This is a genomic window from Kaistia soli DSM 19436 (assembly GCF_900129325.1).
In the GTDB taxonomy this organism is placed as follows: domain Bacteria; phylum Pseudomonadota; class Alphaproteobacteria; order Rhizobiales; family Kaistiaceae; genus Kaistia; species Kaistia soli.
Map to the genome: position 1 here is coordinate 1 of NZ_FQUP01000014.1, position 13,398 is coordinate 13,398.

Annotated in this window: 9 protein-coding genes and 1 pseudogene; 7 read left to right on the forward strand and 3 right to left on the reverse strand. The window is 63.7% G+C overall.

Annotated features, from left to right (window positions below):
• Positions 1-605: manganese catalase family protein (locus tag BUB39_RS24895; protein ID WP_073058763.1), on the reverse strand; the 605-nt coding region annotated here is incomplete at its 3' end.
• Between BUB39_RS24895 and BUB39_RS25350 the strand changes: the two genes are divergently transcribed.
• The 7 genes and pseudogenes from BUB39_RS25350 (at position 604) to BUB39_RS24930 (ending at position 12,220) form a co-directional block, all read left to right on the forward strand.
• A complete protein-coding gene (locus BUB39_RS25350) occupies positions 604-1,647 on the forward strand; it encodes a hypothetical protein (RefSeq protein ID WP_139251626.1) in 1,044 nt (347 codons plus the stop codon). The two genes, BUB39_RS24895 and BUB39_RS25350, sit on opposite strands and share 2 nt — an antisense overlap.
• Complete coding sequence (locus BUB39_RS24905) at positions 1,647-2,063, forward strand: phage holin family protein (RefSeq protein WP_073058765.1); 417 nt, start codon at positions 1,647-1,649, stop codon at positions 2,061-2,063. Before BUB39_RS25350 ends, BUB39_RS24905 begins: the two co-directional genes overlap by 1 nt.
• The gene (locus BUB39_RS24910) at positions 2,063-3,100 is read left to right on the forward strand and encodes a DUF3618 domain-containing protein (protein ID WP_073058766.1); all 1,038 of its coding nucleotides are present in this window, start codon (positions 2,063-2,065) and stop codon (positions 3,098-3,100) included. The genes BUB39_RS24905 and BUB39_RS24910 overlap by 1 nt, the downstream gene beginning before the upstream one ends.
• A gap of 31 nt (positions 3,101-3,131) precedes the next feature.
• Complete coding sequence (locus tag BUB39_RS24915) at positions 3,132-4,271, forward strand: glycosyltransferase (protein ID WP_084527988.1); 1,140 nt, start codon at positions 3,132-3,134, stop codon at positions 4,269-4,271.
• 241 nt (positions 4,272-4,512) lie between these two features.
• Complete coding sequence (gene glf / locus BUB39_RS24920; protein ID WP_084527990.1) at positions 4,513-6,735, forward strand: UDP-galactopyranose mutase; 2,223 nt, start codon at positions 4,513-4,515, stop codon at positions 6,733-6,735.
• Positions 6,732-9,923 (forward strand): annotated as a pseudogene (locus BUB39_RS24925) (glycosyltransferase). Before glf ends, BUB39_RS24925 begins: the two are co-directional and overlap by 4 nt.
• A complete protein-coding gene (locus BUB39_RS24930; RefSeq protein WP_073058768.1) occupies positions 9,920-12,220 on the forward strand; it encodes a glycosyltransferase family 4 protein in 2,301 nt (766 codons plus the stop codon). The pseudogene BUB39_RS24925 and the gene BUB39_RS24930 overlap by 4 nt, the downstream one beginning before the upstream one ends.
• Positions 12,221-12,356: 136 nt before the next feature.
• Here BUB39_RS24930 and BUB39_RS24935 read toward each other — a convergent pair whose 3' ends face one another.
• On the reverse strand, positions 12,357-12,725 hold the full coding sequence (locus BUB39_RS24935; RefSeq protein WP_073058769.1) for a response regulator: 369 nt from the start codon (positions 12,723-12,725) through the stop codon (positions 12,357-12,359).
• A 37-nt stretch (positions 12,726-12,762) separates the two neighbouring features.
• The coding region (locus BUB39_RS24940; protein WP_139251627.1) for a sensor histidine kinase at positions 12,763-13,398 on the reverse strand (636 nt) is incomplete at its 5' end.

Sequence of the window (13,398 nt, forward strand, 5' to 3'; positions counted from 1 at the left end):
CCGGTGACCTTCTTCAGCGCCAGCGCATAGGCATGCGCATGCACCGATCCGCGGACGAGGAGATAGCCGCAGACCTCGCGGCCGGTCGGATCCGTCAGTGTCTCATAGACGCGAAGCTTGTGAAGGCGCGCGCCGCATTCGAGATGGAAATTGTGGAGGAGATCGACGATCACATTTCCGGTGGTCGTGATGAAGTCGTTGTTCCAGCTCGCGCCATTGCTGCTGACGGGGGTGGCACCGCCGCCATTCGAGAGAAACGCCGCAGCCAGCCGGATGTCCTTCATGTCTTCGAACGGCGCGCCGGAGATGTCGCCGCCGTCCGCCTCGTCACCGTCATTGTCGGGCCCGTTGTTCAGCATCGCGACGCCGTTGCTGACCAGTTCGACATGGCCGAGCTCTTCGGCCGTGATACTCGCGACGAGCGAATAAAACGGCTTCAACTTGTCCTTGCTGCGGAAATTGAAGCTCTGGAACATGTAATTCCCGAGCGTCGACATCTCGCCATACTTGCCACCCAGCAGTTCCTGCAAAGCTGCAGCTGCATTTGGATCTGGTCTCTTCGGCGCAGGCAGGTCGACCTGCAGCTTGTTCACCCTCAGGAACATGGAACTACCTCCGGAAATATCGAACTGCCGCGAGCCGATCGCCCGGCGCGATAAAGATTTCACGACCCATAAATCTACTGCACAACAAGGTGCGTGGTCTTACGCGGCAGCAGTATTGTATCTTGTTCATCTCGGTTTGATCTTAACCTGGATTAAGAGGCAGATCTCATTTCTGCTAGACTGGATGACGGCGAGGGGGGATCGCGACGGCGGATGGACCCGCCCAATTGCATTTGCGCTCCACCACACGGATTGTGCCGAAACCGTTGTGGACGGCGAAGTGAAGTCTCCCGACTCGGCCGTTCTTTTTCGAGATCCGGAACGAACCAACCCGATAAACCTTTACCGGTCCATAGGAACTTCCGATCAGCGCAGATCAGCAGCGCGACCGGATTGTATTACCCAAATTATGACGCTGTCGGCCAAGAAATACTTTGGTCGGCGACCAGTTGATGCGTCGGTGGAGAATCAAATGGACGATCGCGGGAATATCCAAGCGCCAGGCAATGATCTTGATGGTGTTGGCGGCAATGCCGCGAATGCCGATGGTGTGTCCGACGCCATGTCCGCCATTAAGCGCGAGGGAGCCGAGCAGTTGGCCGCCGCCAAAGAGCAGGCCCAGGACGTGCTTGAAAAGGTCGGTGACGAGGCGAAATCCTTCGCAGCGGATCGAAAGGATGTGGCAAGCGACCAACTCGGCAATGTCGCGGATGCAATCGCTTCGGTTGCCGACACGCTCGAAGTCAACACCAGCCCGATGGTCGCGGACTATGCCCGCGACCTGGCGGACGGTTTGAAGCAGGCGTCGAACAGCGTCAAATCACGCAATGTCGACGAGATCGTCGGCCTGGTACAGGACTTCGGCCGCCAGCAGCCCCTGGCCTTCCTTGGAGCAGCAGCGCTTGCAGGCTTCGTAGCGAGCCGCTTCATGCTGAGCTCTGCGGAACGGACAAGGACTGGCGAACGGAGCGGCTCGCAAGCCGTCCCGACGCTTAGCACGTCTGACCCCGAACAGCGATCACTCGAGCGCGGAGAGGTCTGATGGCGCAAGAATCGGATGCACGCCCGCTCGTCCAACTGGTGGGCGATCTCGCCAGCAACATCTCGAGCCTTCTCCGGAAGGAAATCGAGCTCGCCAAGACTGAAACCTCCGAAAAGATCAGTCAGGTGTCTGGTGCCCTGACTCTCGTGGTCATCGGCGCCGTGCTGGCCGTTGGCGCGCTTGGCGTCGTTCTGGCCGCACTCGTCACTGGCATCGCCGCCATCCTTGTCGAGCAGGGCATGTCGGACCTGACCGCCAACGGCGCCGCAGCAGCAATCGTCGCGATCGTCGTTGGCCTTCTGGCCTGGATGTTCGTTTCGCGGGGAATTGATCGCCTCAAGGGAGGGAGCCTCACCCTCGATCGTACCACGCGGTCGCTCGGACGCGACGCCGCCCTCATCAAGGAGAAGCTCTGATGTCCGTTACTCATGCAAAGACGTCCGGGGAACTCGCCCAGGAAGTCGAAGCGCAACGCACGCGCGTCGAGACGACCATCGGCGAGATCCAGGATCGGCTGTCGCCGGGACAGCTGATTGACGAACTGCTGAACTACACAAAGAGCGGCCCGGGCAGCGAATTCGTTTCCAATCTTGGTCGCAGCGTGTCGAGCAATCCGCTGCCGGTGGCGCTGATGGGCATTAGCCTCGCTTGGCTGATGGCGAAGCAGGGTTCGACGGTGGCCGCCTCGGGGGGCAGCGTGTCGACGGACATCGCGGCGCCGTCCGGCCGAGGCTCTGAGGCGGAGTCTCGCCAGGAACATCGGTACGCCATCGTCAATGGCCGTGTCCGCCTGGTCGGTCGCTCCATGGCGGATGACGGCCGCAGCTACAGCGAATTCGCCGATGACACCGGGCGCAAGTACCGCGCTCTGACGGGCAACGGCGGCGAGCGCGCCGGCGATTTCATCGACGAGTCCGGCGCCAGCTTCCGGGGATTCAAGGACGCGGCCGGCGAACGCATCCAGACGATGGGCGACCAGGCCGGCAGTGTGCTGGATGCGGCCTCCGACTGGCTGTCCGATGCCTGGGACAGCGCCAGCGACGGTGTCGGCAAGGCAGCCAGCTCCATGGCAGCCGGCAGGGATGCCGTGCAGGCAAACGTTAGCGATGTGGCCCGCCAAATCGGCCAGCAGGCTAGGCAGTCGGGCAACACGTTGCTCGGTAGCCTGCACGACCAGCCACTGGTCGGCGGAGCGCTGGCCTTCGCGGTCGGTGCAGCGATCGCCGCAGCCCTTCCACATACAAGGCAGGAGGACGAAGCGTTCGGCGAAGCAGCCGATACGCTCCGCGCCAAGGCGGGCGACGTTACCCGCACTGTCTATGCCGAGGGCAAGGAACAGGTTTCCGAGATCTATCAGCGCGCTGCGGACAGGGCCGGCGAAATGCTGGATGCGACCAAGTCGGGAGACCAGGCGCCCGAGGTACAGCCCGCAGAACCGGCGCGGGCCGGCTGATCCGATCGGCGCAACCATGAACGAATTGCCAATGGCAAGTGGCATCGTCGTCATCAGCGATTTCGTGGATCGCAGCCATGGGGCAGAAGCTTCCTCCAGTACTCTGCCGGCGACCGTCGCGCCGACAGTGCATCGTGATGTGCTCAGGGTCGTCGGCGGTTATCTCGAACGACTGCCGCGCGCCGCGATCCGCGCCGGCTATGTAGACTTCGCCGAGATCTGGGATTGGAGCGATCGAGCCGCATCGCGGGCGCACCCGACGGATGATCCGTTTCTGACGCGCCGTCGCTTCAGGCTCGACGACGACCGACCGCCTTTCCATTCGGACGATGCTGTCGAATTTATCCGCAAGTTCGGGGCTCCGGCGATCATCTGCATCTGGGGCCTCGGCGTTTCCGAGCAAATCCTCGAAGCCTGTCGGGACAGCATTATTGTATACAATTCGATCGACGCGCCGCCGCTTCGCGTTCCCGATGCCGTCGCCCGCCATTTCGACCTCGTGCTGACCGGCGCGCAATGGCAGTCGGATGAGATCGCAGCTCGGTTGCCCGGCATGCCGACCGAAATACTGCCGATTGGACCAGAATTCGCTGCGCCTGAAATGTTCTTCCCGATCGCCGGGGAGAAGCACTACGACATCGTCTATGTCGCCGCAGCTCAGCCGTACAAGCGGCACGACATCTTGTTCGACGCGCTCGAGCGCGCGCCCCGCCGGCTTAGAGCGCTTTGCGTGATGGGATATGGCGAGCTTGGCGACGCCCTGAGGCTGGAAGCGGCCTCCCGGTGCCTCGACGTCGATTTCATCGGGCCGCCCGGGGTGACGCATGATGAAGTCAACCGGCTGATGAACCAAGCCAGGATCGGAGTCGTCTGCGGGATCGACGACGGCGCTCCCGCGATCCTGACCGAGTACATGCTGGCTGGCCTTCCAGTGGTGGCCAACAGCCGCCTGAAATGCGGCCTCCAGTATATTCTTCCTGAGACCGGGATCGTTTCGGACTCCGAGACGTTTCACTCTGGAATTCTACAGGCCCTGGACCGGCTGGCAGAATTTACACCGCGGAAGACGGTCATCGAACGATGGTCATGGCCGCACTCGATCCAAAGACTTGACGCTTATTTCCGCCGCGAGCCCGGAGCCTCGCCGGCCATCAAGCGGTCATTGCGGTAGCTCCTGGTTCGGCTGCAAGACCCGCCAATTCAATTTCGATTGTGCCGCTGATGCGCCGCTCCGCGCAGGGTCTTCCTGCGGCCAGATTTCCCTTCGTCCTTGAGCGATTAGGAACGCAACAATGACAGCATTGATCAAGGCATCGGACGTTGTCGTCGCCAATTCCCCGGATACTGAGCCGCCCTTGATCTGCCTGTCGCATCTTCGTTGGGACTTCGTTCTGCAACGCCCCCAGCATCTAATGCAGCGCTTTGCCGGGAACCGCCGAGTCTTCTTCTTCGAGGAGTATATTCCGACCGATCATCACCTCCCTTATCTCGAATACCACGCTTTCGACGGCACCGAGGTGGTCGCCGTGCGACCGCGCGTGCCGCACTGGTGGAACGAAGCGGACCGCGAGACGGCACTGGCTCGGCTGTTCGACATGCTGCTGAAGCTAAACCGCATCTCGAAGCCGGTGCTCTGGTTCTACACGCCGATGATGTTCGGCATGGTGCGCCATGTCGAACCTTCAGCTGTCGTCTATGACTGCATGGACGAGCTGGCGAATTTCCGCTTCGCGCCACCGCAGCTGCAGGCTCTGGAGGCCGAGCTCATCGAGCGCGCCGATGTCGTCTTTACCGGTGGCCAGAGCCTCTATGAGGCGAAGCATCACCGGCACGACAATATTCATCCGTTCCCCTCCAGCGTCGATCTTGACCATTTTGGCAAGGCGCGATCCGGCTTGCCGGCAGCGCCCGATCTCGCCGCCATCCCCGGCCGGCTGCTCGGCTATTACGGCGTTATCGACGAGCGGCTCGACCTCGACCTGATCGCGAGCATCGCTGCGGCGCGGCCCGACTGGTCGCTTGTCATGGTAGGCCCGGTCGCCAAGCTCCGGGCTGAGGACCTGCCCCGGGCGCCGAATATCCACTATTTGGGCGCCAGACCCTATGAAGATTTGCCGGCTTATCTAGCCGGCTGGGATGTCGCACTGATGCCGTTCGCGATTAACGAAGCGACGCGGTTCATAAGCCCAACCAAGACGCCGGAATATCTCGCCGCCGGCAAACCCGTTGTCTCGACGCCGGTTGCCGACGTCGTCCGCAGCTATGGCGACCTTGCCGGCGTCTGCATCGGCGGGGACGCCGCGGCCTTCGTCGCCGGATGCGAGGACGCACTCCACCTCGCCGACAAACCTGCGGAATGGTTGCCCGAAGTGGATGCCAAGCTGGCCGGAGGATCGTGGGACGCGACGTTCCAACGCATGGATGCTCTGTTGACCGAAGCCGTCGACCGCCAGAAACCAGGGTTGCCGCCGCCGTCATTCCCGGCTCCTTTGGTGGGTGCGCGCAGGCCGCCTTATGATGTGCTGGTCGTCGGCGCCGGCTTTGCCGGCTCGGTGCTGGCGGAACGCCTGGCCGCCGACGCGGGCAAGCGCGTGCTTCTATGCGATCGCCGCCCACACGTGGGTGGGAATGCGTATGACCATCTCGACGAGGCCGGAATTCTCGTCCACCGCTATGGGCCGCACATTTTCCACAGTAACAGCGAAGCGGTCGTCGCCTATCTATCGCGCTTCACCGAATGGCGGCCCTACGAGCATCGGGTGCTAGTCGCTCTCGGCGAGAGGCTGCTACCGATGCCGATCAACCGCACGACGATCAATCGGCTCTACGACATGGACCTCTCAAGCGAGGCCGAAATGCGCGCGTTCCTCATCAGCCGGGCGGAGACGATCGATCCGATCCGGACATCGCGGGACGTGGTTGTCTCCCAGGTCGGCGAGGAACTCTATCGCCTGTTCTTCGAAGGCTATACGCGCAAGCAATGGGGACTGGATGCGAGCCAGCTAGACAAGTCCGTCGCGGCGCGGCTGCCGACCCGCGAGACGGTCGATGACCGCTATTTCCTCGACCGGTTCCAGGCGATGCCACTTAACGGCTATACGCGCTTGTTCGAGAATATGCTCGACCATGACAGAATCCGCATCGAGCTTGGCGTCGACTACCAGGACGTGAAGTCGCCGACCATCGCGACGCACACGATCTTCACCGGTCCAATCGACGAATATTTTGGCCACCGCTTCGGCGCACTGCCGTATCGCAGCCTCGCTTTCCGGCACGAGACGCTGGACCGGCGGCGCTTCCAGCCGGTCGCAGTCGTCAACTATCCCGATGCTGCCGTTCCATATACCCGCACCACTGAATACAAGCACCTCACGGGGCAGGTGCATCGCAAGACCAGCATCAGCTACGAGACGCCGCAGGCTGATGGCGACCCCTATTACCCAATCCCGCGGCCAGAGAACGAGGCGTTGTACCGGCGCTATGCTGACCTCGCCGCCGAATGTCGGGATGTTACCTTTGCCGGCCGGCTCGGGACATATCGCTACTACAACATGGACCAGGTCGTCGGGCAGGCGCTCGCCACCTATCGCCGGCTGACGCAGACGGTCCGCGAGGCCGCGGCGGTGGAAGCGTGAAACCTGTCCTGGTTCTGGCGACGGATAGCCGCGATCCGTCGGGCCTCGGCGCACATATGCTGACGTTAGGCGTCGCGCTTGCCGACAGGTTCGACATTGTCGTTGCCGCCCCGCAACAGGGGCAGAGCGGCACTCTGCTGTCGCGTGCCGCGGCCTTAGGGCTCGGCGTGCTGGCGCTCGATCTTGATCGTCTCGACACTTTCGAAGCGTGGCTGTCGCGCAATGCCGACCTCGCTCATATTCATGCCGGCATCGGCTGGGAGGGCATTGGTCTGGCTGATGCGGCGCGGCGAAGCGGCGCGCCGGTGGTCCGGACGGAGCATCTGCCCTTCGTGCTGACTGACCCTGTGCAGATCGCCGCGTATGGCGACGGCCTCGCCAATGTCGACCGCGTCATTACCGTTTCCGAGGCATCGGCCGCCTCCTATGCGGAGGCTGGGTTCGACCCGGCGACATTCGCGACTGTCCGGAACGGGATCGATCCGCTGGGCCCGGCGCGAGGCCGGCAGGCCGTACGGGCTGAACTGGGGCTCGACGGAAGCGACATCGTCGTGCTTGTCGTCGCGCGTTTCACAGCGCAGAAGGGCCATCAGACACTGATCGACGCTGTCCCGACGGTCCGCCGGGCGCGATCTGGCATCCGCTTGCTGCTGGTTGGCGACGGCCCCGGGCAAGCGGCGATCGCGGATGGTGTCAAACAAGCTGGCTTAGAGGACGTCGTTCGCTTCCTCGGGCAGCGGGACGACGTGCCGGACCTGATGGCGGCAGCCGATCTGTTCGTATTGCCGTCGGAATTCGAGGGTTTGCCGTTGGTCTTGCTGGAGGCGATGGCAGCCGGACTACCGATCGTCGCTACCGCGATCGGCGGCTCCGACGAGGCGCTCGGCCACCAGCACCCCTATCGCGTTCCGCCGCGTGAGCCTGAGGCGCTTGCCGCGGCCATCCTTAAGGTCGTGAATGACATGCCGGCCGCCGCGTCGGTTGCCGATGGCGCGCGGCAGCGCTTCGAGACGCGATTCCGCGCGTCCCGCATGGCGGACGAGACCGCCGCGATCTATGCGCCGCTGCTGGCGCGCGCCGAAATAGGCCAAAAGGAACCCCGCGCTATGACCAAGACACGTATCGGCTTTATCGGTGCCGGCGGCATCGCCAACCGCCATCTCGGCGTGCTCGAGCAGTTCGAGGACGTAACGCTGGCGGCCTTCGCCGATCCCGATTTCGCCCGTGCCGAGACTGCGGCGCAGCGTTTCGGCGCCCGGGCCTACGCCGATTTCCTCACGATGCTGGAGGAGGCAGAACTCGATGCGGTCTATATCTGCATTCCGCCCTTCGCGCACGGAGTTGTCGAGCACGCGGTGATCGCGAAAGGACTGCCGTTCTTCGTCGAGAAGCCGGTCTCGCTCGATCTCGCCATTGCTGAGGGGATCGAGCAGGCTGCCAGCGCGGCAGGGCTGACTACGGCGGTCGGCTATCACTGGCGCTATCTCGACACCGTCGAGGAGGCCCGCCGCATCCTCGCAGACAATCCGGCCCGGCTCGTCTCGGGCTACTGGCTCGACCAGACGCCGCCGCCGCCATGGTGGTGGAAGGCCAATCGCTCCGGTGGGCAGATGGTCGAGCAGACGACGCATATCATCGATCTGGCGCGCTATCTCGTAGGCGATGTCGAGCAGGTGTTCGGGCTTGCCGGCCATTCGCCGCGCGAGGCCTTTCCCGGTCTCGACGTCCCGACCGTAAGCACGGCGAGCCTGAAGTTCAGCTCGGGTGCGATCGGCAATATCGGCTCGACCTGTCTGCTGCGCTGGGGCCACCGGGTCGGGCTGCACCTGTTTGGCGACGGGCTCGCGATCGAACTCACCGACCACGATCTGATGGTCGATGTCGGCGCCGGACGTCCGACGCGCCAAGCCGAGGGCGATCCGGTCTGGCGGGAGGACCGCGACTTCGTCGACGCAGTCCGAGGCGGCGAGAACCGTATCCGCTGTCCCTATCCGGAAGCGGTGGCCACGCATCGCATCGCGCTCGCCATCGTCCGATCTGCCGAGACCGGCCAGCCGGTCGCTCTCTAGCCCAGCCGAGGATACCTCATGTCAGACCATCGCCAGATTCGTTCTTTGGGCATCGAGAGACACGGAGAGGCCTATGTCTTCGACTATGACGAAGGGCCGCCAGCCGAAGGGCATGTGCGTCTCGATACGCTTTATACCGGCTTCTCGGCCGGCACGGAGTTGACCTTTCTGAAGCACACCAATCCCTATTTCCATTCGCGCTGGGATGGCGACCGTGGCGTGTTCATCGCCGGCGAGCCGGGGCTACACTATCCGGTTCCCTTCCTCGGCTACATGGAAGTGGCGCGGGTCACGGAATCCCGAAATGGCGGCTTTTCCGAGGGCGATGTCGTGGCCACCACCTTCGCTCACAAGACTGGGCATACGGCCGACCCGTTCCGTGACGTGCTGGTGAAGCTGCCCCCAGAGCTCGATCCAATCCTTGGCATCTTCGTCGCTCAGATGGGGCCCATCGCCGCGAACGGCATCCTGCATGCCGATGCCGAGGCCTGCGGCGGCGCCGTCACCCGGCTTGGTCAAGGCGTCGCCGGTCGGAACGTTCTCGTGATCGGTGCCGGGCCCGTGGGGATGCTGACAGCACTGTTCGCCCGCCGCGCTGGGGCCTCGGAGGTCGTGATCGCCGATCCGTCCCCGGTCCGCCGCCGCATCGCCGAGGCCCTCGGCTTGCAGGCAATGGATGAGGAGCAGGCCTGGCAGCATGCCAAGGCGCGCTGGCATTCAGGCGGCGAGGATCGCGGCGCCGACGTGGTGTTCCAGACGCGCGCGCATGCCGCCAGCTTGCACATGGCGCTGCGCGCGCTCCGCCCGCAGGGCACGGTGATCGACCTCGCCTTCTACCAGGGCGGCGCCGGCGAGCTCAGGCTGGGCGAGGAATTCCATCACAACGGTCTCGCCATCCGCTGCGCCCAGATCAACCGGGTGCCGCGCGGCATGAACCATGCTTGGGACCGGGGTCGACTGGCGCTGGAGACGCTCGATCTGCTGCAGTCGGATGGTGCCGCGATCCGCGAGAACATGATCACCAACATCGTTCCGTTCGACGAAGGCCCTGCCTTTTTGAAGACGCTGGTCGAGCAGCGCTCCGATTTCCTGCAGATCGTATTCAAGGTGCGAGATTGACGACCGAGCCGACCCGTATCCTATTTGTCTTCGCCTGGCTGGTTGTCGGCGGCGAGGAGACCGAAGTGCGCCTGCTGGCCAAGGCGCTTGACCCGTCGCGCTATCGCATCGACGTCGTGGCGTGCTTCCGCAAGGACGGCATGCCCGAGCAGACGCATAGGCAGTTGGAAGCCCTGGGGATCGACGTCGATCGGACGCCCTACGATCTCTCTTTCGAGGATACGGTTGCCTATCTGGCGAAGAAGGTGGCCGCATACGATGTCGTGATCTCGTCGCAAAATGTCGCGGACATCTATCCGGCCCTGGAGCGCGCGCATCTACGGCCGCCGCTGATTGAACATGGCGGCCTCGTCTCGGAGGCGCTGGCCGGGCCGAAGCACTTCACCAACTTCTATGTCGGCGTGTGCCGATCGATCCGCGACGCGGCCGCTACGCATATGCCGGGGCGAGAGCACCATTCCCTTGTCATCCCCTCGATGGTTGAGCTTTCGGCATTCAATCCGGCCGGCCGCGATGCAACGCGGACGGCGCTTGGCATCGCCGCCGATCGGCCGTTGATCGGCTGGGTTGGCCGCCTCGATCGCAAAAAGCGCGTCGAGGATTTCATCGAGGCCGCGGCGATCGTGCATCGCGAGCTGCCGGAGGCATCGTTCCTCATCATTGGCGGCCCCGACGCCTTCATGCCGGACTATGCCGAGGACCTGCGATCGCTCGCCGCCCGGCGCGGCCTGCTACCGACGACGCTTCAGTTCCTCGGCGACCGCGACGATGTGCCGAGGATTCTCCCGGCGCTCGACATCTTCGTCTGGTTGTCGCGGGGCGAGGGCATGCCGCATGTCGTCGCCGAAGCGGGCGCGGCTCGCCTCGCGGTAATCGCGACGCCGGACAACGGTGCTTTGGAGCAGATCGAGGACGGCATCTCGGGGCTTTTCGTACCACATGAAGACCCGCCGGCGGCGGCCGCCGCCATCATGCGCCTCGCAGGCGATGCGCAATTGCGGGCAAGACTCGGCGACGCGCTCCACCGCAAGGTCGCGGCCGACTACGACGTCCCGGTCGTGGTGGAGAAGTGGCAGCGGCTGATCGATGAGGTCGTCGCCGAGCGGGCCGCGGCGCCGGCCCCGGCGCTGTTTCGCTCGTTCTACCAGGGCGGCTTCGAATGCTCGACGCACAAGCTGCGGAACGGGCGGCGGCTCGACATCATCGCCTCGAGCGAGCACGACCGCAACGCCGTTGAAGACTATCAGCAGTTGGCCGGCCTTGGCATGCGGACGGTGCGCGACGGGCTGCGCTGGCACCGGATCGAGCAGCAGCCGGGCCGCTACGACTTTTCAAGCTTCCTGCCAATGCTCGCCGCCGCGCAACGATCGGGGACGGAGGTGATCTGGGACTTGCTGCATTATGGCTGGCCGGATGACCTTGATCCCTTGGGGCCGCATTTCGTCCGCCGCTTCGTCCACTTTGCCGCGACGGCGGCGCGCGTCGTGCGCGAGGAAAGCGACGCGGTGCCATTCTATGCGCCTGTGAATGAGATTTCGTTCACCGCCTGGGGTGGCGCCGATGCCGCCTCCATCAACCCGTTTGCTCGTGGCCGTGGCTTCGAGTTTAAGGTCCAACTGGCGCGCGCCGCCATCGAGGCAATCAACGCCATCCTTGACATCGAGCCGCGGGCGCGCTTCGTCCATTGCGATCCGATCATCAATGTAATCACCGATCCAAGACGGCCGCATGAGTTCGGCGCCGCCGAAGGCCATCGCCAGGCGCAGTTCCAGGCCTGGGACATGATCGGGGGCACGCTGTGGCCGCAGCTCGGCGGCTCGCCCCGCCATCTCGACATCATCGGCGTCAACTACTACTCGAACAACCAGTGGATCCACGGGGGTCCGCCGATCGATCTCGGCCATCCGCTTTACCGGCCGCTGCATCGTCTGCTGATGGAGACATATGGCCGGTACGGCAAGCCGCTCTTCATTGCGGAGACCGGCATCGAGTTCGAGCGACGCCCCGACTGGCTGGCCTACGTTGGAGATGAGGCCCGGCTGGCGCGCCTTAAGGGCGTCCCGGTCGAGGGAGTCTGCCTCTATCCGATCCTCAACCATTTCGGCTGGGACGACGATCGTCCGTGCCAGAACGGGTTGCTCGAACATCATCGGGAGGCCGGCGGTCGTCGCATGTTCGCTCCGCTCGGCCAGGAACTCTCACGCCAGCAATCACTTGGACCGCTATCCGCGAGTTCGAAGTGCATCCCTGGCGTTCGTCACGATGCGATCCCCGAAGCAGCGACGGTTTCCCGCTGAAGGCGAACCTTTCTATCGCCCATGGCCTCCGCAGCGTCGGAACAAGTGAGACCGCCGGGCTCGCTAGAGGTGGAGCGGCCGGCCCGCCGACGCGGCTTCGGCCGCGGGGACGGCCTGTCGGCGCCACGTGGCGGTGCTAATCAGCCAGCATATGGATGATGGCGTGAGCGATGGAGTGCTCGAGATAGGGCTTGGGGAAGAAGCGGGCACCTTCCGGCAGGTGGCTCTGATCAAGGATTGCCTTCCCTGACGCGACGATCAGCTTCACCGGCGGCCATCGCTCGCGAATATAGCGGGACAGCTTGAGTCCATCCATCGTCCCGGGCATGTCGACATCCGTGAACACAAGACGGATATCCGTCCGCACCTCAAGAAGCCGGATCGCTTCGTCGGCATCCCTTGCCTCGAGGGCTTCGAAGCCGGCCGATTTAACCAGCTCCACTGCGCCCATGCGTATGAGGGCCTCGTCTTCGACGATAAGAACGACGCCATCTCGCTTTGTCATGGGTGTCTCGGTTTGGCGAAGTTGCTCGGCAACTCCCCTAGGCAGCTCGTGGTGCAGGATGACCCACTTCAGCTAAGCCTTCGTATCCAACGCAGATCGAGGTCCCCGGTTGCGTGTCGATGATCCGGATCTTCGCGTAAAACTGACCGGAGAGAGCGTCGACAATGCCGGTTCCAAGTCCCGGCTGCGGGGCCTCGGCGCCATCCGGAATGCCGATGCCGTCATCGCTGACCGACAGCATCCAGTCCGAACTCTCAGATCGATAGTCGACGACAATCCTTCCCTTTCTGCGCCCCGGGAAAGCATGCTTCAGTGCATTGATGACCAGTTCGGTGACGATCAACCCGAGGCTCACCGACACGCGCGCATCAACGGCGCTCTCGTCGGCATGAACAGAAATCGACAGCCGCCTGGGATCACGGATCATCGAGGCGCCCAGGCTTTCGCAGAGCTGGGTTAGGTAGGGCCTCAACGCCACTTCGCCCAACGCCGATGCCGCGAGCTGTCGCTGGACGGCGGCGATCGACATGACGCGGTTGTGCGCGCTCTGGAGGTGCTCGCGCGCCTCCCCGGATTGGACCTTGCGGGCGCTTTGCATCAGCACGCTCGCGATGATCTGCAGGCTATTGGCGACGCGGTGCTGGACTTCCTGCAGCAGGATCGCCTTCTCACG

Coding starts and splice junctions, on each gene's coding strand:
- BUB39_RS25350 (WP_139251626.1), top strand. CDS start 604: ATGGAACTACCTCCGGAAATATCGAACTGCCGCGAGCCGATCGCCCGG.
- BUB39_RS24905 (WP_073058765.1), top strand. CDS start 1,647: ATGGCGCAAGAATCGGATGCACGCCCGCTCGTCCAACTGGTGGGCGAT.
- BUB39_RS24910 (WP_073058766.1), top strand. CDS start 2,063: ATGTCCGTTACTCATGCAAAGACGTCCGGGGAACTCGCCCAGGAAGTC.
- BUB39_RS24915 (WP_084527988.1), top strand. CDS start 3,132: ATGGCAAGTGGCATCGTCGTCATCAGCGATTTCGTGGATCGCAGCCAT.
- glf (WP_084527990.1), top strand. CDS start 4,513: ATGCAGCGCTTTGCCGGGAACCGCCGAGTCTTCTTCTTCGAGGAGTAT.
- BUB39_RS24935 (WP_073058769.1), bottom strand. CDS start 12,725: ATGACAAAGCGAGATGGCGTCGTTCTTATCGTCGAAGACGAGGCCCTC.